Raw genomic sequence first — 18,449 nt, 5'->3', positions numbered from 1 at the left:
TGCTATTTGTTATTTCCGGTTTTACCCCCGGCCGACGAAGGGCATCCTCGTCGCCATCACGGTCATCGTCAGCACGTTGGCGCTGAGCGGCAGGCCCGCCATGTAGACGACCGCATCGGCAATATGGGCGGGGTCGATCGTCGGCTCCGTGGCGATGCTGCCGTTCGCCTGCAGCACGCCTGATGCCATCCTTTTCGTCATGTCGCTTGCGGCATTGCCGATATCGATCTGGCCGCAGGCGATGTCGAATTCGCGCCCGTCGAGGGCGGTGGATTTGGTGAGCCCCGTGATGGCGTGTTTGGTCGCCGTGTACGGCGCCGAATTGGGGCGTGGGGTGGTGGCGGAAATGGAGCCGTTGTTGATGATGCGCCCGCCGCGGGGGCTCTGGCTCTTCATCAGCCGGAAGGCCTGCTGGGTGCACAGGAAGGCGCCGGTGAGGTTGGCCGCAACGATGGCGCTCCACTGCCCGAACGAAACCTCCTCGAGCGGAACTGCCGGCACGCCGACACCGGCATTGTTGACCAACAGATCGAGCCGTCCGTATTTTTCCAGGATCGTATCGAAGAGCGCCCGCACCGAAGAGGGATCGCCGACATCTGTGGGAATCGCGAGAAACTCCGCGTCCGTCTCGCCGGCAAGTTCCGCTGCTGCCTTTTCAAGCACGTCGGTCCGCCGGCCCGAGATGACGACCTTGTAGCCGGCAGCACCAAGCGCTTTCGACATGGCGCGTCCGACGCCGGTGCCGCCGCCGGTCACCAATGCAATCTTTGCCTCTCCGCTTGCCGCCATGCTCATGCGATCCTCCCGCCGAGTTCATCCTCGATATGCACCTGCAGGATTTCGTCGAAGCTCGTCTCCGCCTTGAAGCCGAGCGAAGATGCCCGTGTCGCATCGAACTGGGTCGGCCAGCCGGCGACGATGCGTTCGATCACCGGATCGGGCACTGGCTTGATGAGGGCGACCGCCTTGTCGCCGGCGACCCGGCGCAGGGCCTCGATCTCTTCGGAAACGAGCGCGGAGAGGCCGGGCATGGTGAGGTTGCGGCGCGCCCCGATGCGCGCCGTGTCGATCGTCGCCGCATGGACGAAGAAGCCGACGGCCGCGCGCGGGCTTGCAAACCAGTGCCGTACGCCGTCGCTGACCGGCAATATCGCTTGCCTGCCGACCAGCGGCTCGCGCAGGATGTTGGAGAAGAAACCCGAGGCCGCCTTGTTCGGCGCGCCGGGACGCACTGTAATGGTGGGCAGCCTGATGCCGATGCCGTCGAAAATGCCGCGGCGCGAATAATCGGCAAGCAGCAGTTCGGCGATCGCCTTCTGGGTGCCGTAGCTCGTCAGCGGCGTGGTGAAGAATTCGTCGGGAATGACCTCCGGGAAGGGTGTGCCGAAGACGGCGATCGAGGAGGCGAAGACGACGCGCGGGACATAGGCACTGGTGAGGCCGAGCTTCCGGATCGCATCGAAAAGAGCGCGCGTGCCGTCGAGATTGACGGCGTAGCCTTTGTCGAAATCCGCCTCCGCCTCACCGGAGACGATGGCCGCAAGATGGAAGATCAGATCCGGGCGTCCTTCGATCAGCCTGTCGGCCGCGCTCGCAGCGGCAAGATCGACCGTCAGCGCCGTGGAGACGGGCTGAAGTGCTTCCGGCACCGGCGGCTGAAAGGCATCCACCAGCGTCAGGCGGGTGACCGGCCGGCCGAAAGCCAGAGGCTCGCGCGCAATCTTCTCGACCAGCTTGCGGCCGACCATGCCGGCCGCGCCCAAAATCATCACATGCATGTCGGCTCTTCCTCCCGTTGGCCGGTGTCGTCAGTCAAAACTGCGCCGCGCGCCGTGCCCGTGCGTCCATATAGGGCGGCATGTCACGTCGTCAGGTGCGCATCGTCTCCTTCATCGGAAGGCTCCCAGCCAGTTCAAGCCCGCGTCGGTCGTGGTTGCCGGCCGGTATTCGGCGCCGATGGGCCTGTCGTAGCCAAGCGTCTCCAGGACATGCAGGATATGGCGATAGTCGATCTCTCCATGATCCGGCTCGCGACGATCGGGGACCGAAGCGATCTGGATGTGTCCGATTGAATTCAGATAAGTCTGCAACCTGTGGGTCAGATCACCTTGCATGATCTGCAGATGGTAGCAATCGAACATAAGTCGGATATTCGGAGCACTGACGGCGGTAATGATCTCGAGCGCCTGCTCCGAGGTCTGCAGGAAATAACCGGGCGCATCGCGCAGGTTCAGCGGTTCGATCAGCACTGTGATCCCTGCGCTGCCGGCCAGATCGCAGGCGTGGCGCAGGTTTGCGATGAATGTTGCCCTTGCCTCTTCGCCTGAAGCCTTGCCGGCCATGACATGGACGTTGAGCGCGCCGATCGCCCGCGCATAATCGACGGCCTGGACAATTGCCGCGCGGGCTTCCGCCTCGCGCCCCGGCACGGCCGCAAGCCCGTTGTCGCCGGCTTCGACATTGCCGCGGATCGTGTTGATGCCGAGCATGGTGAGCCCGGTTTCGGCAAGTGCTGCGCGGACCGCCTCGGCCGGAAGGGCATAGGGGTAATGGCATTCGACCGCATCAAAGCCGGCGGCTTTCGCCGCGCGGATGGCGTCGGGGAGCGCAAGCTCCTGCCAGAGGAAGCCGAGATTGGCGGAAAAACGGGCCATCGTCAGTCCCACTCCACGTCGAAGGTCCGCACGATCTGTTCGATCTGCGCACCTGTGAGCAGCGTGGGATTGGCGCCGCGCGTCAGCATGGCGAGCTTTGCCGTCTCTTCCAGCTCCTCGATCGCGTAGACCGCCGCTTCCAGGTCTTTTCCCGCGACGACCGGACCGTGGGCCGCCAGCATCACGGCGCTGCGCTTGCCGGCGAGACCACGGATCGCATCGCCCATCGCCGGGTCACCCGGCATGAAATAGGGAAGCAGCTTCACCTTGCCGAGCTTCATGATCGAATAGGCCGTCAAGGGTGGCAGCATGTTTTCGGCGTCGACATCGGGCAGCAGCGACAGCGCCACGGAATGGCAAGAGTGGAGATGCACGACCGCGCCGGTCTTTGCGGGCCGAGTCTCGTAGAAAGCCTGATGCAGCGGCATTTCCTTGGTCGGCTTGTCACCGCCGATCAACCTGCCGCCGGCGTCGAACAGGGAAAGGCGCGCCGGATCGAGCCGGCCGAAGGAGCTTCCCGTCGGCGTCACCAGCAGACGCCCGTCACTGAGGCGTGCGGAAATATTGCCCGACGAGCCTGCCGTCAGGCCGCGATCGAAGAGCGATTTCGCCATCAAGCATATTTCTTCCCTCAGCCTGGCTTCCTCGCTCATGCCGCCTCCAGCAGATTGAGCGCGTCCTCGAAGAAGGTTTCGCGGCCGAAATTGCCGGATTTCAGCGCAAGAGCGACCCGCTCTCCCTCGACCTCGGCAAAGGTCCAGGGAACGCCGGGCGCAATCTCCGGGCCGATCTCCAGCCGCGTCACGCCGAGGGCCCTGGTGACGGCGCCCGACGTTTCGCCGCCGGCGACGACGAAGCGGCGCACACCCTGGCGGAACGCCGCGCGGGCGAGATCGGCAAGCGCCTGCTCCACCAGCAGGCTTGCTTTCTCCAGGCCGAGCTTTTCCTGCGCCCGCTTGACGTCTTCAGGCTCGGCGGTTGCGAAAATGAGTTTCGGCGCGTCGGGAGACTGCTGCCGCAGCCATGCCTCGGCCGGCCCCGCCCCTTCGGCGGAAAGCGCCAGAGGATCGAGCTGCAGGCTGGTGCTCCGGCTGGCGTACTGGGCGACCTGTCTGCGCGTCATCGCCGAGCAGCTGCCCGAGAGCACGATCTGCCCGCCCTGCGGCGGCAGGCTCGATCGGTTGGCGGAAGGCGGCAAAACCATGCCTTGCTCGATATAGAGACGCGGAAGCTGACCGGCGACCGCGCTGCCGCCGGTAATGAGCGGAAAATCTGCGGTGGTGGCGGCGATCGTCCGGAGATCCTCGTCGCAAACGGCATCGACGATGACATGCCGCACGCCATCGTCGGCGAGCGCCTCCAGCCGCGCTTTCAGCGCCTCCGCACCACGGGCAACAACAAGGCGATTGGCAAGACCGACCTTGCCGCGAACCTGCGGCGCGAGAAGCCTGACAAGGCTGGAATCGCGCATCGGCGTCAGCGGATGGTCCTTCATCGGGCTTTCCGACAGCAGGTCTTCGCCGACGAAGAGATGCCCCATGAAGATGCTGCGGCCATTTTCCGGGAATGCCGGGCAATAGATCGTCTGCCTCACACCGAGTTCGGCCATCAGCAATTCGGCAATGGGGCCGATATTGCCTTCATCAGTGCTGTCGAAGGTCGAGCAATATTTCCAGAAAAAACGGACAGCACCTGTCCGTTTCAGCCAGGTGAAGGCGCGCCGCGCCTCTTCGACGGCCTCGGCCACCGGCGCGGTCCGGCATTTGAGCGCGATGACCTCGAAGGCCGCGGGATCCGCAGCATTTTCTTCCTCGGAAGGCACGCCGATGCGCAGGGAGACGGGCAGACCGCTTCGCGCCAGCAAAGCCGCGAGGTCCGTTGCGCCGGTAAAATCATCCGCGATGCAGCCGAGCACGGTTCTCATGGGAAGCTAGCCTTCCATGCCGGGCAGGGTAGCGCCGCATTTGCGCGCCAGGATCTTTGCCACCGCCGCGTCGTCCTCGCGCCCGAGACCCGCTTCAGAAGCCTCGACGAAGAGATCAAGGGCTGTCGCGGCAAGCGGCGTGACGCCGCCGGTGCGCTCGGCCTCCGAGCGGACGATGCCGAGATCCTTGACGAAAATATCGACCGCCGAACGGGGCGTGTAATCGCCCGCGACGATGTGTTCGCCGCGGTTTTCGAACATCCAGGAGGAGCCGGCCGAAACGCGCAGGACATCGTAAAGCGTCTGGAGGTCGATGCCCGCCTTCGCGGCGAGCGTCATCGCTTCCGCGGTGGCGGCGATATGGACGCCGGCCAGAAGCTGGTTGATCATCTTGACCTGGGAGCCGGGGCCGGGCCGGTCGCCGAGCCGGAAGATCTTGGCCGAGATGGCGTCAAGGGCCGCACCCGCGCGCTCGAAAGCCGCGTTCGAGCCCGAGGCCATGACGGTGATCTCGCCGGAAAGCGCCTTGACATGGCCGCCGGAAACAGGCGCATCGACGACCAGCATGCCGGCAGCCTCCAAGCGCTCGGAAATGGCGATCGTGGCGCTCGGCGCCATGGTGGTGCAAAGCAGGAAGACGGTGCCGGCCGCGGCCGTTTCCAGCGCGCCCTGCGGACCGAACAGCACATGTTCGACCTGGGTGTTGTTGACGACGTAAACGAAGACCGCCTCTACACCATCGGCAGCGGCCGCCGGCGTATCACAGGCCTTGCCTCCCGCCTCTGAAAAGCGCGCCAGCACCTCGGGGCGAACGTCGCAGCCGTTCACGGCAAAGCCTGCCCTCAGAAGCGAAAGAGCCGCGCCCCAGCCCATGGAGCCGAGCCCGATGACTGCTGTTTTGCTGATGCCTCGCACGGCCTCTTCTCCTGTGCCACACAAGTTTTCGGTGGCTGTTACCGATACCGGTATCGATAACAAAGCCCATTTCAAGCACGTGTGTCAAGCGTTGGTTGCTTTCCTTTTTTACAAAAAGGCCTATGAATCTGTCGTTGCCGGCTTACGCGGCAGTTGGCAGATAGGAACCACCGCGATGCGCAAATCCACGCTGGAAGAGGTCGCCGCCGCCGCCGGCGTCAGCAAGATGACAGCATCGCGCGCGCTTCGTGGTGCCGCCGACGTCTCCAAGGAAACCCGTGAAAAAGTGCTGCTGGAAGCCGAACGGCTGAGCTATGTCGGCAACCAGCTGGCACTCTCGCTGTCGTCGCGCCGCACCAACCTCGTCGCCGTCGTCGTTCCCAGCATGTTGAACATCGTCTTTCCCGAGATGCTGGCGGGCATTTCCGCCGGGCTGCAGGGCTCCGGCATGCAGGCGGTTTTCGGCATCTCCGATTACGACATGGCCAAGGAGCGCGAAATCATCCGCGACATGCTCTCCTGGCGGCCTGCCGCCATCATCGTGACGGGGCTCGACCAGCCGCCCGAAACGGTCAGGATGCTCCAGCATGCCGATATCCCCGTCATCCAGCTGATAGACCTCGACGGCACGCCCGTCGATTTCAACGTCGGGCTTTCGCATGGCAAGGCCGGAGAGGAGATGGCGACGGCGCTGCTTGCGGCCGGCCGGCGGCGGTTCGGCTATATCGGCTGCGGGCTGGAGAGGGACTTGCGCGCCGGCAAGCGCAAGGCCGGCTTCGAGAAGGTGTTGCGCGAGAACGGTCTTTCTTTCCTGCACGAGCGGATCGACGGCGCCTATTCCTCCATCGCCCATGGCAAGGAGCTGACCATATCGATGCTGGCGGCGACCCGCGATCTCGACTGCATCTACTATTCCAGCGACGACATGGCGACCGGCGGCGCCTTCGCCTGCCTGGAGCTTGGCGTTTCCTCTCCCGGGGAAATCCTGATCGCCGGATTCAACGGGCTCGACGTCGGCCGCGCCCTGCCGATCAGAATCGCCACCTCGATCTCGCCGCGGCGCCGGATGGGCGAAGCCGCCGCCGCCCTGCTGCTTTCCGCAAGCCGGGGAAACCCGCCTTCCGAAAAAGTGATTGCCTTCTATCCGGAGATCATCGGGATCGATTAGGCAAAAGGCCGCTTCGGGGACTTGCCCTCATTTCGGTTGATCAAGCTGGTTTACGAGGTCGGCAAGCATTGCGAACTGGCCTCTGAGGATCTTGATCTCGGCCACGGCGATCGGAAACCATCCCGCTCGATCGACCTCGGGAAAACTCTGGATGCGGCCCGACTTCGGAGGCCACTCCATCTGGAATTCCGAACTCCTGATGTTGCCGACCTCGATCGGCGCCTCGGCTTCCACGGACCAGACGACCACCACTTTTCCGCCGGGCTGGCGATATTCGCCGAGCGCGGCGAAGTCTCCCGACATGTCGATGCCGAGTTCCTCCCGCGTCTCGCGGATCGCCGCCGACAGCTCGTCTTCGCCTGATTCCACCAGCCCCTTCGGGATCGACCACGCGCCTTCATCCTTCTTCGTCCAGAACGGGCCGCCGGGATGCACGAGCAGGACTTCCAGCCCCGTTTCGACACGGCGATGGATGAGAAGCCCGGCGCTACGGACCGGCATCTTCTGCTCCTGAAATCGTCATGGTCTCCTCCTCGGCGGTTGATGTCACCGAGAATACCATGCCCAAGGGATTTCGTTTCGACCTGCTTGCGAACGGCTGTTCAATTGCGCCGGGCGCCCCATCTCTGTCGGATGATCTACTTCACCAGCGATACCCATTTTGCCGACAGGCGTGTCCTCCGGATCGACCGCCGTCCCTTTCCCGACCTCGCCGCGCACGACGTCGCGCTGATACGGAACTGGAACGAGATCGTCGGGCCGGAGGACGACGTCTGGCATCTCGGCGATTTCATGTTTTACCGTGGCGGGGACTGCGACCAGCTTCTCTCCATGCTGAACGGACGAAAGCATCTCGTCATCGGAAACAACGATCCGGAGACGACGACGCAGGCGAGAGGATGGGAGAGCGTCCAGCACTATTGCGAGATGACGCTCGACGATCATCTGCTCATCCTCTGTCACTATCCGTTCCGCACCTGGCACAAGATGGGCAAGGGGTCGCTCAACCTGCATGGGCATTCTCATGGCCGCCTGAAGCCCCTGCCCCGCCAATACGATGTCGGCGTCGATGCGCAGGGCCTTCGCCCGGTGACGCTGGAAGCGCTGCTGTCGACGAAGCGGCCGCAATGACCAGGAAATCCCGGCGAACCGACGGCCCCGCCGGGTCTCGTTTCAACGGGCCTTTCTTCGCTCCCGCGACCGTGCCGTCCGCCTCGCCTCCCTGAGTTCCCCGATATCAGGCTGCCACCAGCCCCGCCTGCGTTCGGGCTCGCCCGCCACGGTCCTTGCCGGCCAGGTGTGGATAAGCTCCTCCAATGTCGGCAGGCGCCATGTCGCCCAGACATCCTCGGCGCCGGCATCGGGATAAAACTCGGCAACAGGATCGGGATCGACGACTTCGCCGGTAATGTCCGTCACGACGATAATCCCGTAGGCGGAGGTCGCCACCGGGCGCTCCACCGGCGGAAGATCGTCGGCCGGCACCGGCAGGCGGCGTCGCCTCCTCTCGGCCGACCGGCGCCGGGCCTTCGCTTCGTCCTCGCTGCCCCTGCGCGCCTCTGCCCTTTTGCGGCGCTCCTCCGGTTCGGCCCGCTTCGCCGCCGCCTCTATCGCATCCCAGCGATGCTGGAGCTCGTCATAGGAGGCGAAGGGAACCTCCCAGACGCGGAGGTCGCCGTTCCACTGGGCAAAGGGCACCTGGCGAAGCTCCTCGACGACCGTTCGCGAGAAGGGCGTGCGAATGCGGAAGCCAGTCTTGATGACGTCGAGATAGGGGCTGAGGATCGGCTCGAACGCATAGGCGTCCCGTCCCTTCTCGGCGGCGAACACGTCCGCCCGCGCGACTTCGCCGGCCAGCCAGCGGTCGATGCGACGGCGCGCCGTCTTGCCGGGGACCGTCCATGCCCTGAGCGTGTCGCTCCAGCGTGCGCGGGGAAAGGTCTCGCGAAAGCGCTGGACGGTCATCCTGTCGAACGCGAACGAAACGGTCTCGACAGGCGCTTCACCATCCTGGCTGGTTGGAACGTCATCCTTGCTCATGAGGTTGAAACGAGCACCTCTTCAAGGCGTTGCCGGCTTCAGCGTGCGAACTGAGGCTGCCGCTTGCCGGAAGGCTTGATCCTACGGCGAAGGAGCATAGATGAAAACCATGGAGCTGCAGAACGAGACGATATCCTGGTTCCGCTCGCTGGAGCCTGTCCAGCCGCGCGAAATGCCCGGCCTCTGGAAAGGCACCGGCATCCCCTCCGGCCATCCGCTCGATGGCGTGCTGGAGAACCTCGGCTGGTTCGGCAAGCGGTTCCATACGGACATGCGCGCCGACGCCCTCCTCTTTCAGTGGCGGCCGGGTCGTCTGGTGGCGATCGACCTCGGCTTCGTGCCGATCGGGCTGGCGATCAAGGCGGCGCCGTTCGGCCGCACGGGCCTCGCCCGCAGCGGGTTTTCCTATTTGCAGAAGGCATGCCGCGCGAGGGGCACGATCGCATCGCTCAAGCTGAGGACCCTGGAAGATGCGGCGGCCACTGCCGCAATGATCTACGACCGGCAGCCGGTCGTCGACTACTTCGGCAGGATCAATGACAAAGAGTTGGCCGGCATGATGTGCGTCGAGGGTGACGTCCGCCGTTACTTTTTCAAGCTCCAGAAGGTCGATGCGACCCCGCGGCAGAACACGTATGCGTGAAAACCTCCGATAAATGCCGTCGCATCGCCTGGATGCAGGAACAATGCGACGTGCTATTCTGTTTTACCGCACGCAACCCCGGGGGTGCCGTCATGCGCGCTGTCCTGATCGCCGCTTTGCTTTCGCTGACCTGCTTGCCTGCTCACGCTCAGATGTCGGATGCGGTGTTTTTGCAGTCCTTGGGGGGTGATTGGAGCGGGACCGGGATGGTGCTCACCCGGATCGGCGGCGCGAGCTTCAATGTCTCCTGCACCCTGAGATCGGACGCGAGCGCTTCCGCTGTCTCGATGAACGGGCAATGCCGCGGGCTGGCGGTCTTCACGAGGGCGTTCTCGGCAAACGTCAAGGCATCGGGGGAGCGCTACAGCGGCAATTACATCGGACCTTCGGGCCAGCCGTCGAAGCTCGTGGGAAGCCGACAGGGCAACCGGCTCAACCTCAGCGTCACCTGGGCCCGGGTGGTCAATGGCGATCGAAACGCAACCTTGATGATCGAGAAAGTCGGGCAGGACCGGCTGCGACTGCAGACCGTCGACCGCGACCTCACCTCGGGCCGGTCCGTGGTGACGAGCCGCATCGATCTGCAGCGCCCCTCCGCGGCAAGCCGGTAGAGCGCCGTCTTCGCCTCAGTCCTCAATGCTTTGTGGTGTGACGATCGCCGCGGTCGCCCTCGCCGGGCTTGGCATCGTTCTTTGCCTGGCGCCGCTTGTCTTGGGACAGGGAGCGGCCGACATCGTCGGATTCCTTGAAGCGGCCCTGATCGTCGCGGCGGACATAGCGCTTGTCGGTGCCGGTATCCACGAGTTCACGTTTGGACATGATTGCCTCCTGCTGCTGGAGCAGGGAAAACGCGCCAGATTCCAAAAGGATGCATCGCCTGATGTGACCAGGGGCCGACTGCCTTGATTTCACTGTCTCACGGTTTTCTCGGAGAGAGCCGCGAAGGAAGGAAAGCTATCTTCTGCGGCTCAATCGTATCCGTGATCATCACGTCAATCTCTTGGGCCTTTACGCCGAGGAGAGTCTCCGTCTCCGAGGCATCCAGCAGCAGTGGCGTTTCGAGGAGATAGTTCATCTCCACAAGCTCGTGCATGCCAAGTTCCTCCATTTGCACCTGTGAAAACGTGCCGAGGGCTGGCGGCTCTTTCCCAAGCGCGGCGGCTGTTCTCAGGATCAGTTCGCGGGGGGAGATATGTTGTGACGGAACATGGAAAGCGCGATCCCATGCGCCTGTGTATCCCGCGGCGGCCACCAACGTACGTGCCACGTCCTTGGTGAACGACCAGGCATGCTTCGCGTCCAGATCGCCCAAGAAGGTGACCGGCTTCGACGCCAGAAGTGGCGGCAGCGCCAATAGCGAGAAATATGTCACCGCTCCCTGCCCAAGGTAATCGCTCGCACGCACCTCGATGGCGGGAACGCCGGCCCGCAATGCGCGCTGCCACATGATGGTGCGTACCGTGCCCTTGCGAGAGCTGGGGGCGAGCGGTTGATCGGGTCTGAGCAGCCCGTCGGGGTTTGATCCGTAGCCATAAAGATTTCCGAGGACAATCAATTTTGCGCCGACATTCTCGGCGGCGCGCGTGACACCATCCATGATCGGGAAAAAATCCGTCGGCCAGCGATCATAGGCCGCCATCGCGCACGTGAAGATCGCATCCGCGCCTCTGCACACCTGCGTGAAAGTTTCCGCGTCGGTAGCGTCCGCCCGGACTGCCCTTATGTTCGTTCGATCTTCCAAATTCACGTTTCGGCTCGTGACGATGACATCATGACCGGCCTCACCCAGCAGCCTTGCCGTTTCAATTCCAACCGGACCGGCCCCGACAACAACATAAACACTCATTTCAACCTCTGCTCACCGTTGCGATGAGCAAAGTTTGCAAGACGACGGATTGAAAATCGCGCTGCAATCGCCAAATTTTGAGCACGTTCCGCCAATCATCGAGGCTATCCTTGAACCCGCAATATACCGCGTATCAGCCTGGCGCCGTTTCGATCGCATCGCTGCGGCTTGGCGCCGGCAGCTTTCTCCTGCCGGAAATGGATCGCCACCGCATTCTTGTCCACGCCAGCGCGGCGACACGCTCCTACTGCGGCGAGGTAGGTAAGCACTTCGTCCGCCGCGCCGGGGACATAGATCTGTTGGCTGCGGGTGAAGCCGGCGGGTTCGAGGCCGAGTCCGCCTTCGACACGATCGTGGTGAGTTTCCCCGAAACGCTCCTTCGCGACGTCACCGGCAGCTCTGATGCAAAGGGGCCGCGACGAATCGAGACACGCCACCTCCTTCGAGACGAACAGATCGAGCATCTGACGCGCGCGATCCAGGCCGACTACGAAGCTGGCTCACCAAGCGGATCGCTGTACGCCGACAGCATTGGCATCGCGATAGCAGCGCGCCTGCTGGGCCTCGATAGCTCAGCGCCCGCCCGGGAGGTCCGGCTGTCCGATGCTCAGCTGAAGCGGGTGATGGACTTCATCGAGGCACACATCGAAACGAACCTTGCGCTCGAGACATTGAGCAGGGTCGCAGCCGTCAGCAATTCGCACCTTCGTACCTGGTTCAAGGCCGCGACAGGTTTAACCGTGCATCGGTATGTCCTGCGTCGTCGAATAGAAAGGGCTCGTGCATTATTGGTCTCGACGGATCTCGGCATCGGCGAAGTCGCCCATCGAACAGGATTTGCACATCAATCCCACCTTGCCCGCTGGATGCGACGCGAGATCGGTCAAACCCCGTTCGAGTTGAGGCGAAAGAGCAGGATCTAAGATTTCACCTGTCGTCCGCAGGCGCGGTTTCCCGGCTGGGGCTGACGGCCTTGCTCTTCGCGGCGGGCTCTTCGATCGAAAAGACGAGTTCGAAGACGAGACCTTCGGGCCGGTAGTCAGAGTGGGACCGCGCCTGCGCCTTTGCCGGGAAAGCGCGCTCTATGAGGACCGAGCCGAAGCCCCTCTTCACCGGTTTCGACACCGGCGGTCCGCCGGATTCGGTCCACAGGAGAAGGAGGCGCTTTTCATCGCGCCTCCACTCGATCGCAACGGTTCCGTCCTCGCTGCCGAGGCTTCCGTATTTCGTCGCGTTGGTCGCGAGTTCATGGATCACCAGCGAGAGCGGCAGCGCGGTTTCGGCGGGGAGAACCACGTCCGGTCCGGCGAGACGAATATGCTCGGCCTCCGAGGCGACATGCGCCCGCAAGGCGGCCGAGACGATGTCCCTCAGCGATGAGGCCGATCCTTCCCTGGAAAGAATGACATCATATGTGCCGGCCAGCGCCGCGAGCCTTTCGGCGAAGGAATTGTACCGTTCCGGATCGGAGCGCGAGAAAGTCTGCCGCGCGATCGCCTGGACGAGGGTGAAGCCGTTCTTGACCCGGTGCGCCAGTTCGCGGACGAGGAGGATCCGCTCTTCTTCCGCCGCTTCGTTGCAGCGCCGGCGCTCGTCGAGTTCGTCGAGCAGCCGGTCGAAGGTCGCGCCAACGACTGCCAGATCGTCCGATCCCGTCATGCCGGTTCTGGCCGAGGTCTGGCCGCCGCGCCACTTCTCCATCACATCGGCGATCCGCCAGATCGGCACGAGGATGAATCGGTTGCCGATGACGATCGCAGCAGTGAGCGAAAACAGCGCGCCGCCGATGATGGCGAGCGTGTTCATCAGCGTCGCCCGCTCGATCGGCGCGAAGGCCTCCGGCTTGGAGAAGCTGGCGCTGACATAAAGAGGGCTTGATGGCAGCGCGATCGGGCGATAGCCGACGATGCGCACCATTCCATCCCGGCTCGTGACCTCGATCACGTCGGGCTGTTCGGCGTGAACCAGCCGCTGGTATTGGTCCGGGATCGCCGTGCCGACGAACTGCTCCGGCAGGGGAACGCGCGCGACGATGGTTCCCTTGCCGTCGGCGATCGTCACCGCATTGCCGGGCGCGACGCCGCGTTCGGTGATGCGGTTCTGCAGCCAGTCCATCCGGATGCCGCTGACGATGACGGCCTTGAGCATGCCGCCTTCCATCAAGGGCATTGCGAGCGGCAGCACGTGCTTGTCGGAAAGACGGCTTTGCGTGTAGGTGCCGACGGTAAAATCCTTGGTCTTCAGGATCTGCTGGAAATAATCGCGGTCGGAGAACGTCACCCCCTCGGGAAACGCCGTGCTGCCGCAGACCGGCCGCCCGTCGAGCCCGACGACGAAGATGGTGCTGACGTTCGGAATGTTTTCGGCAACCGATGTGAGCGCCTCGTTGCAGGTGCCGACGTCGAGGTGCCGGACGGAGGGCATGGCGGAGACCGAAATGAGAAGGCCATGCAGGCCCTCCACGATTCTTTCGACTTCCGACGATGCTTGCCTCGCCGCCTGCGCTGCCGATGCGCGCACTTCTTCATTGCGCTGGTGGCGCAGGGCCACCTCGTTATAGGCGAGCATCGCCACCACAGGCGCCAGCGCCGCGACCGCAACTGCAACCAGTTTGAGTCTCATCCCATACCCCCTCGCCAGAGGGTTGTTAGCACGATCGAGACGACCTCGCCCAGACCAGGCCTGCAATCTTGCCCGCAAAATTCCAAATGTGCGAATTCGGACATGCGCTTGGCGGGCGGGAACGGGAAGCTAACCACTCCGGCAGTGCGTTTATGCCCGAGCCTTGCCGACCTCCGGATTATCGCTAGATATTGCAAGGATGAACGATGCCAGAAGCGCTTCTTCTCAGAATTCCGCTGCCGGGCCGGCTTCGCCGCGGCCGCTGACGAGTGCGATGGCGGCCGAGGTCGAGCGTCTTCTCTCGGGCAGGACCCGCGATATAAGCCTGACTGCCGAGCTGCGTCGCCGCTTCGACGAAAGGGCATGGCGGCAGACCGCGAAAATTATCCGCTCCTGGATGATATGGGTGGCGTTTGTCGACATTCTGACGTTGGCGCTGAACGCTATCCTGCTTCCCCATCCGATCGCCCTGGCGATGGTCGCCCCTGCCTACCTTTTGCCGCCGGCGGCCATTGCAACGGCGCTCGCCTGGCGCAGGCCGCGTCCGGCGGTGTTTCAGGGCGCATCGCTGCTCGGGGGGATGTGCCTCATCCTTTTGTCGGTGGCGCTTGTCGGCGTCTTTGCCGGCGGCGAATTCTACGAGCGGCATCTGACCATCATGCTCTTCGTCGCAACGAGCGCGATCACCATCTTCAGTGTGCCGCTGGCGTGGACGATCGCGATCGCCTGTTATGCCCTCTGCCTCTATTTTATCCTTCAGTGGTTCAACCCGCTCGTGGAAACGGGCAGCGTCATTGCCGGAACCCTGTTCTTTTCCTGCGGGATCATCGCGACCGTGGTTGCCCGGCGCACGATGAACATCCTGGCGCAGAAGACATTTCTCCTCGACTGCCGGGACCAGCGCCGCGTGGCGGAACTTGCCGATGCCAATGCCCGCCTGGAGCGGCTGGCGAGAACCGATCCGCTGACGGGCATTGCCAACCGCCGCTGGATGATGGAGACGCTGGAGGAGCTCTGGCGCAGCAGAAGCGATGCCGGCGTCGTCGCCGCCATGCTGATGTGCGACATCGATCACTTCAAGGCGCTGAACGACAGTCTCGGCCACAGTGAGGGCGACCGCTGCCTCGTCAAGGTGGCCGGCATCATCCAGAGCAGCGTGCGCGCCGATCGCGACCTTGTCTCGCGCCATGGCGGCGAGGAATTCCTGATCGTGCTTCCGGGCGTCGATGAGGAAGAGGCTGTCTCGATCGCCAAGCGCATCCGCGAGAGCGTGGAAGCCGCCGCCCTTCCCAACCCCTCTTCCGCTGTGGGGCCTTCGGTGACGCTGAGCGTGGGCGTGGCGGTGAAATCGGCTCTCGATCCCGAGATTTCGCTGGATAATCTCCAGCACCAGGCCGACATGGCCCTCTATCGCGCCAAGCAGGCGGGCCGCAACCAGGTCTCCATCTTCCGCCGTCCGCGGCAGGCCGCCGAGCAGACCGCCGCACGGCGCTAAGTGCGGTTCAACTGTTCACGGAGGTGAACGACAGCCTGGAGATGTGAAACATGGCGCTCAAGCGGATGGACAACATAGGAATCGTCGTCGAAGACCTCGCAGAGGCGGTCGATTTCTTTCGCGAGCTCGGCCTCGAGTTCGAAGGGCGGGCCACGATCGAAGGAGAATGGGCCGGACGTGTCACCGGACTGGGCGATCAGCAGGTGGAGATCGCCATGATGCGCACGCCTGATGGGCACAGCCGGCTTGAGCTCTCCCGCTTCGTCAAGCCTGAGGTCGTCGCAGATCACCGGAACGCGCCGGTCAATGCGCTCGGCTACCTCCGCGCCATGTTCACTGTCGATGACATCGACGAGACGCTTGAAAGGCTCCGTCCGCGCGGCGCCGAGCTGGTGGGCGAGGTCGTCCGGTATAAGGACGCATATCTTCTCTGCTACATTCGTGGGCCTGAAGGGCTGCTCATCGGGTTAGCCCAGGAACTCAGCTGAGGGCAGCGACGCCTTCTGCGGCAGCGTATATCTCGACCCTGTCGCGCCCGGCCCGCTTCGCGCATCTGAGGTAGTTGCCTTGGCGAGGAGCGGCGAGACGCGCTGGCGGCGTCTTCGCTTGGAGTGGCCCGTTCGCATCGGCGCCGTGCAGGCGTCCTGCGTCGCATCGGCGAGATCGGATCATGACGATCTTATTGAACAGGAGAAACTTCGCGATAGGCCGAGGCGAGAGGGTGGCGGCTGGTCTGCGGCCAATTGCGGCCGGTTACGCCGGGAACGTTATAGGCATCGGCCGCGAAGGCTTCGAGGGAGGTGCGGTTGCGGATGATCACCAGGCCGCGGGTGGAATAGATCAGATGCTCGCCTTCGAGGACATGCAGGGCATCGGTGACGCTGGAGCGCCGGACGCCGAGCATGGTCGCCATGTACTCGTGGGTGATTTCGATCTCTTCGCCTTCCAGGCGATCGTGGCACATCAGGATCCATTTCGCCAATCGGACGTCGATCTTGTGAACGGCGTTGGAAAGCGCCGTGTTGGCGACCTGCGTGAAGAAGGTGAGAAGAAAACGCGAAAGCGCCCGGCGTATGCTCGGTCGCTCGATCAGAAAACCGGCCAAGGCTCCGGCTTCCACGCGCCGTCCATGGCCACCGATCTGCATCGTCACGTCGAAGGAAAGCCGCTCCACCCCCCGGTAAAGGCCGGCGGCGACATTCCGTCCCTGCCGAGCACGCCGATTTCGGCCTTTCTTCCCTCGGGGCTCGTCGCCATCATGGAGGCGATACCGTTCTCCAGGAAGTAATAGTGGCTGACCGGCATGCCCACGTGGACGAGCGAGAAATCACGCGGGAGTAGAAGCGGCTCCAGTATGCGATCCAGCGCCAGAAGCTCCGGATCCGTCAGCTGCGACAGGATGAGATTTTCGCTTTCAAAGGCTCGCATCGCTCTGCCCTTTATCGGCAAGAGGACAACGTCTCCCGGCCGCCAACGCCACAAGTCCGCCCGGCCGGATGTGAATTGTGAACTCCGGGATGGCCGATTGCAAGGCGCTGGAACCTAAACTCGCATCCTCGGCAGAAGGTTCCGTGGCCGGGTTTTGTACGCAAACGCACGGGTGATGTAATTATTTTAGCAAGTGATAATGTTGTCCGGCGGCAACTGCGGGAGCGCGGCGGCATGGATCAATATCCCCTTCCGGGCGATGAGACTGAAATCTATCGGCACATGGTCGAGAGCGCGCGGGACTATGCCATTTTCGCGATGGATCGCGATGGCACGATTGTAACCTGGAGCGCCGGCGCGGAAGAGCTCTTCGGCTATTCGGCGTTCGAAATGATCGGGCAGAACAGCGCCATCCTCTTTTCGTTCGAGGATCAACTGGCGGCTGCGCCGCTGAAGGAGATCAGGCTTGCGCTCACGACCGGGCGCGCCGAACACGATCGCTGGCATGCCAGGAAGGACGGCGGTTCGTTCTGGGCCTCTGGGCTGACGATGCCGCTGCGCAACAATGCCGGCGAGATCTACGGCCTGATGAAGGTCGTCCGCGACCGGACGCGGATGCTGCATGAGGAGGAGGCGCTGCGCGCCAGCCAGGAGCGCCTTCAGCTCATTCTCAAAAGCGCGATCGACTATGCGATCTTCGCCTTCGACCGGGACGGGCGGATCATCAGCTGGAACACCGGCGCCTGCCGCATCTTCGGCTATGAGGAAGACGAAATCATCGGTCGCGATGCCCGCATTCTCCTGCCTCCCGATGATCGCGACGGCGCGCTGGAGGATGAGATGAAGGCGGCCGCCGAGCGCGGCCGCGCGGAGAACGAGCGGTTTCACTTGCGTAAGGACGGCTCGACATTCTGGGGCAGCGGATTGACCATGCCGCTGCGCGCCCAGCGCGCCGGCTATCTCAAGGTGCTGCGGGACGATACCGCGCGTCATTTCGCCGACGAACACCAGCAGATCATGCTTCGCGAGATGAGCCACAGGGTCAAGAACAGCCTGGCGCTGGTCGCGGCCATGCTCGCCATGCAGGCCCGCTCCGCCAAACAGGAGGAGGTCGGACAGGCGCTTCGCGATGCCGAGGCGCGCGTCGGAACCATTGCGGAGGTGCACGACCAGTTGTGGCGTCAGCCGCACACCGAGACGGTGGATCTGGCGGATTTCCTGTCGAGCCTCTGCCAACGCCTGCAGCAGACGACGTCCAGCCACGTCCTCTCGGTCGACGCCGATCCCTGCCCTGTCGATGCCGACCGCGCCATCCAGATCGCCCTCCTCGTCAACGAGCTGGTGACGAACGCTTTCAAGCACGCCTATGCCGATGCCGCAGGCGCCGTCACCGTCAGCGCACACAGCATCGGCGACGAGATCCGTCTCGAGGTCGCCGACGGCGGCAAAGGCCTGCCGCCGGAGATGTCGTCCGCCGAGAACGACGGCAAAAGCCTCGGAATGAAGATCGTCCGCGCGCTTGTGCAGCAATTGAAGGCCGAACTTCATATCGAGGATCGGCGGCCTGGCACGGGTTTTGTGATCCGCTTGCCAAGGGAGGGCTGAGAGCTTCCTGTAGTCAAAACCGTACAAAACTCCGACAGGCATGCGAAATACGCGCCGCCTGACCTATATCCCAATCCATTACCGCCAAAAGGCGCCGGTATGAGCACGG

Annotated in this window: 21 protein-coding genes; 8 read left to right on the top strand and 13 right to left on the bottom strand. The window is 63.5% G+C overall.

What is annotated here, in order from left to right; translation table 11 throughout:
• Window positions 1-21 precede the first annotated feature (21 nt).
• The 6 genes from NE852_RS28515 to ltnD form a co-directional block, all read right to left on the bottom strand.
• The gene (locus NE852_RS28515; protein WP_008532646.1) at window positions 22-795 is read right to left on the bottom strand and encodes an SDR family oxidoreductase; all 774 of its coding nucleotides are present in this window, start codon (window positions 793-795) and stop codon (window positions 22-24) included.
• Window positions 792-1,778, bottom strand: a complete 987-nt coding sequence (gene denD / locus NE852_RS28510) for a D-erythronate dehydrogenase (protein ID WP_008532647.1) — start codon at window positions 1,776-1,778, stop codon at window positions 792-794. Before denD ends, NE852_RS28515 begins: the two co-directional genes overlap by 4 nt.
• 111 nt (window positions 1,779-1,889) lie before the next feature.
• Window positions 1,890-2,654 carry a hydroxypyruvate isomerase family protein gene (locus tag NE852_RS28505; protein ID WP_008532648.1) on the bottom strand — a complete coding sequence of 255 codons (765 nt, stop codon included), beginning with the start codon at window positions 2,652-2,654 and terminating at the stop codon, window positions 1,890-1,892.
• A 2-nt stretch (window positions 2,655-2,656) separates the two neighbouring features.
• Window positions 2,657-3,307, bottom strand: coding sequence for a 3-oxo-tetronate 4-phosphate decarboxylase (gene otnC, locus NE852_RS28500; protein ID WP_037174073.1), 651 nt, complete (start codon window positions 3,305-3,307; stop codon window positions 2,657-2,659).
• The gene (gene otnK / locus NE852_RS28495; RefSeq protein WP_008532653.1) at window positions 3,304-4,578 is read right to left on the bottom strand and encodes a 3-oxo-tetronate kinase; all 1,275 of its coding nucleotides are present in this window, start codon (window positions 4,576-4,578) and stop codon (window positions 3,304-3,306) included. The genes otnC and otnK overlap by 4 nt, the downstream gene beginning before the upstream one ends.
• A gap of 6 nt (window positions 4,579-4,584) precedes the next feature.
• The gene (gene ltnD, locus NE852_RS28490) at window positions 4,585-5,451 is read right to left on the bottom strand and encodes an L-threonate dehydrogenase (RefSeq protein ID WP_258157192.1); all 867 of its coding nucleotides are present in this window, start codon (window positions 5,449-5,451) and stop codon (window positions 4,585-4,587) included.
• A gap of 217 nt (window positions 5,452-5,668) precedes the next feature.
• On the opposite strand from ltnD, the gene NE852_RS28485 reads away from it, so the two are divergent.
• A complete protein-coding gene (locus NE852_RS28485; protein WP_037174083.1) occupies window positions 5,669-6,661 on the top strand; it encodes a LacI family DNA-binding transcriptional regulator in 993 nt (330 codons plus the stop codon).
• A gap of 27 nt (window positions 6,662-6,688) precedes the next feature.
• Here the strand turns inward: NE852_RS28485 and NE852_RS28480 are convergent, their stop codons facing one another.
• Window positions 6,689-7,162, bottom strand: a complete 474-nt coding sequence (locus NE852_RS28480) for an NUDIX domain-containing protein (RefSeq protein ID WP_008532663.1) — start codon at window positions 7,160-7,162, stop codon at window positions 6,689-6,691.
• A gap of 132 nt (window positions 7,163-7,294) precedes the next feature.
• On the opposite strand from NE852_RS28480, the gene NE852_RS28475 reads away from it, so the two are divergent.
• Window positions 7,295-7,792, top strand: coding sequence for a hydrolase (locus NE852_RS28475; RefSeq protein ID WP_008532665.1), 498 nt, complete (start codon window positions 7,295-7,297; stop codon window positions 7,790-7,792).
• 42 nt (window positions 7,793-7,834) lie between these two features.
• Here the strand turns inward: NE852_RS28475 and NE852_RS28470 are convergent, their stop codons facing one another.
• On the bottom strand, window positions 7,835-8,701 hold the full coding sequence (locus NE852_RS28470) for a hypothetical protein (RefSeq protein ID WP_258157116.1): 867 nt from the start codon (window positions 8,699-8,701) through the stop codon (window positions 7,835-7,837).
• A gap of 100 nt (window positions 8,702-8,801) precedes the next feature.
• Between NE852_RS28470 and NE852_RS28465 the strand changes: the two genes are divergently transcribed.
• Window positions 8,802-9,344 (top strand): GXWXG domain-containing protein, encoded by a 543-nt coding sequence (locus tag NE852_RS28465; RefSeq protein WP_008537339.1) that lies wholly within the window; start codon window positions 8,802-8,804, stop codon window positions 9,342-9,344.
• Window positions 9,345-9,436: 92 nt separating this feature from the next.
• Window positions 9,437-9,955, top strand: coding sequence for a hypothetical protein (locus tag NE852_RS28460; protein WP_037174089.1), 519 nt, complete (start codon window positions 9,437-9,439; stop codon window positions 9,953-9,955).
• Window positions 9,956-9,977: 22 nt separating this feature from the next.
• Here NE852_RS28460 and NE852_RS28455 read toward each other — a convergent pair whose 3' ends face one another.
• Together NE852_RS28455 and NE852_RS28450 are read right to left on the bottom strand one after the other, a co-directional pair.
• Window positions 9,978-10,163: a hypothetical protein gene (locus NE852_RS28455; protein ID WP_037174092.1), complete on the bottom strand. Its 186-nt coding sequence runs from the start codon at window positions 10,161-10,163 to the stop codon at window positions 9,978-9,980.
• 97 nt (window positions 10,164-10,260) lie between these two features.
• On the bottom strand, window positions 10,261-11,190 hold the full coding sequence (locus NE852_RS28450) for an NAD-dependent epimerase/dehydratase family protein (RefSeq protein WP_008532671.1): 930 nt from the start codon (window positions 11,188-11,190) through the stop codon (window positions 10,261-10,263).
• A gap of 110 nt (window positions 11,191-11,300) precedes the next feature.
• Between NE852_RS28450 and NE852_RS28445 the strand changes: the two genes are divergently transcribed.
• A complete protein-coding gene (locus NE852_RS28445) occupies window positions 11,301-12,113 on the top strand; it encodes an AraC family transcriptional regulator (RefSeq protein WP_008532679.1) in 813 nt (270 codons plus the stop codon).
• Window positions 12,114-12,117: 4 nt separating this feature from the next.
• On the opposite strand, the gene NE852_RS28440 is transcribed toward NE852_RS28445, so the two are convergent.
• On the bottom strand, window positions 12,118-13,812 hold the full coding sequence (locus NE852_RS28440) for a sensor histidine kinase (protein WP_258157115.1): 1,695 nt from the start codon (window positions 13,810-13,812) through the stop codon (window positions 12,118-12,120).
• Window positions 13,813-14,011: 199 nt separating this feature from the next.
• Between NE852_RS28440 and NE852_RS28435 the strand changes: the two genes are divergently transcribed.
• Together NE852_RS28435 and NE852_RS28430 are read left to right on the top strand one after the other, a co-directional pair.
• Complete coding sequence (locus NE852_RS28435; RefSeq protein ID WP_008532687.1) at window positions 14,012-15,307, top strand: GGDEF domain-containing protein; 1,296 nt, start codon at window positions 14,012-14,014, stop codon at window positions 15,305-15,307.
• Between the two features lie 50 nt (window positions 15,308-15,357).
• Window positions 15,358-15,795 carry a VOC family protein gene (locus NE852_RS28430; protein WP_008532688.1) on the top strand — a complete coding sequence of 146 codons (438 nt, stop codon included), beginning with the start codon at window positions 15,358-15,360 and terminating at the stop codon, window positions 15,793-15,795.
• Between the two features lie 191 nt (window positions 15,796-15,986).
• Here NE852_RS28430 and NE852_RS28425 read toward each other — a convergent pair whose 3' ends face one another.
• The gene (locus NE852_RS28425; protein WP_258157114.1) at window positions 15,987-16,412 is read right to left on the bottom strand and encodes a Crp/Fnr family transcriptional regulator; all 426 of its coding nucleotides are present in this window, start codon (window positions 16,410-16,412) and stop codon (window positions 15,987-15,989) included.
• A gap of 44 nt (window positions 16,413-16,456) precedes the next feature.
• A complete protein-coding gene (locus NE852_RS28420; RefSeq protein WP_258157113.1) occupies window positions 16,457-16,735 on the bottom strand; it encodes a hypothetical protein in 279 nt (92 codons plus the stop codon).
• Window positions 16,736-16,969: 234 nt separating this feature from the next.
• On the opposite strand from NE852_RS28420, the gene NE852_RS28415 reads away from it, so the two are divergent.
• The gene (locus NE852_RS28415; RefSeq protein ID WP_008532690.1) at window positions 16,970-18,340 is read left to right on the top strand and encodes a sensor histidine kinase; all 1,371 of its coding nucleotides are present in this window, start codon (window positions 16,970-16,972) and stop codon (window positions 18,338-18,340) included.
• The last annotated feature ends 109 nt before the right edge of the window (window positions 18,341-18,449 follow it).

Origin of the sequence: Rhizobium sp. Pop5 (assembly GCF_024721175.1) — a bacterium.
In the GTDB taxonomy this organism is placed as follows: Bacteria; Pseudomonadota; Alphaproteobacteria; order Rhizobiales; family Rhizobiaceae; genus Rhizobium.
The sequence above is the reverse complement of the archived record's forward strand: the minus strand, read 5'-3'. Positions and strand labels throughout refer to the sequence as shown.

Excerpts from the sequence above, each read along its gene's own strand:
- NE852_RS28475 (WP_008532665.1), top strand. The coding sequence starts at position 7,295 with ATGATCTACTTCACCAGCGATACCCATTTTGCCGACAGGCGTGTCCTC.
- NE852_RS28460 (WP_037174089.1), top strand. The coding sequence starts at position 9,437 with ATGCGCGCTGTCCTGATCGCCGCTTTGCTTTCGCTGACCTGCTTGCCT.
- NE852_RS28515 (WP_008532646.1), bottom strand. The coding sequence starts at position 795 with ATGAGCATGGCGGCAAGCGGAGAGGCAAAGATTGCATTGGTGACCGGC.
- NE852_RS28415 (WP_008532690.1), top strand. The coding sequence starts at position 16,970 with ATGGATCAATATCCCCTTCCGGGCGATGAGACTGAAATCTATCGGCAC.
- NE852_RS28440 (WP_258157115.1), bottom strand. The coding sequence starts at position 13,812 with ATGAGACTCAAACTGGTTGCAGTTGCGGTCGCGGCGCTGGCGCCTGTG.
- NE852_RS28430 (WP_008532688.1), top strand. The coding sequence starts at position 15,358 with ATGGCGCTCAAGCGGATGGACAACATAGGAATCGTCGTCGAAGACCTC.
- NE852_RS28485 (WP_037174083.1), top strand. The coding sequence starts at position 5,669 with ATGCGCAAATCCACGCTGGAAGAGGTCGCCGCCGCCGCCGGCGTCAGC.
- otnK (WP_008532653.1), bottom strand. The coding sequence starts at position 4,578 with ATGAGAACCGTGCTCGGCTGCATCGCGGATGATTTTACCGGCGCAACG.
- NE852_RS28450 (WP_008532671.1), bottom strand. The coding sequence starts at position 11,190 with ATGAGTGTTTATGTTGTTGTCGGGGCCGGTCCGGTTGGAATTGAAACG.
- denD (WP_008532647.1), bottom strand. The coding sequence starts at position 1,778 with ATGCATGTGATGATTTTGGGCGCGGCCGGCATGGTCGGCCGCAAGCTG.
- NE852_RS28480 (WP_008532663.1), bottom strand. The coding sequence starts at position 7,162 with ATGCCGGTCCGTAGCGCCGGGCTTCTCATCCATCGCCGTGTCGAAACG.
- NE852_RS28435 (WP_008532687.1), top strand. The coding sequence starts at position 14,012 with ATGAACGATGCCAGAAGCGCTTCTTCTCAGAATTCCGCTGCCGGGCCG.
- NE852_RS28455 (WP_037174092.1), bottom strand. The coding sequence starts at position 10,163 with ATGTCCAAACGTGAACTCGTGGATACCGGCACCGACAAGCGCTATGTC.
- NE852_RS28420 (WP_258157113.1), bottom strand. The coding sequence starts at position 16,735 with ATGCGAGCCTTTGAAAGCGAAAATCTCATCCTGTCGCAGCTGACGGAT.
- otnC (WP_037174073.1), bottom strand. The coding sequence starts at position 3,307 with ATGAGCGAGGAAGCCAGGCTGAGGGAAGAAATATGCTTGATGGCGAAA.
- NE852_RS28470 (WP_258157116.1), bottom strand. The coding sequence starts at position 8,701 with ATGAGCAAGGATGACGTTCCAACCAGCCAGGATGGTGAAGCGCCTGTC.
- NE852_RS28465 (WP_008537339.1), top strand. The coding sequence starts at position 8,802 with ATGAAAACCATGGAGCTGCAGAACGAGACGATATCCTGGTTCCGCTCG.
- NE852_RS28505 (WP_008532648.1), bottom strand. The coding sequence starts at position 2,654 with ATGGCCCGTTTTTCCGCCAATCTCGGCTTCCTCTGGCAGGAGCTTGCG.
- ltnD (WP_258157192.1), bottom strand. The coding sequence starts at position 5,451 with ATGGGCTGGGGCGCGGCTCTTTCGCTTCTGAGGGCAGGCTTTGCCGTG.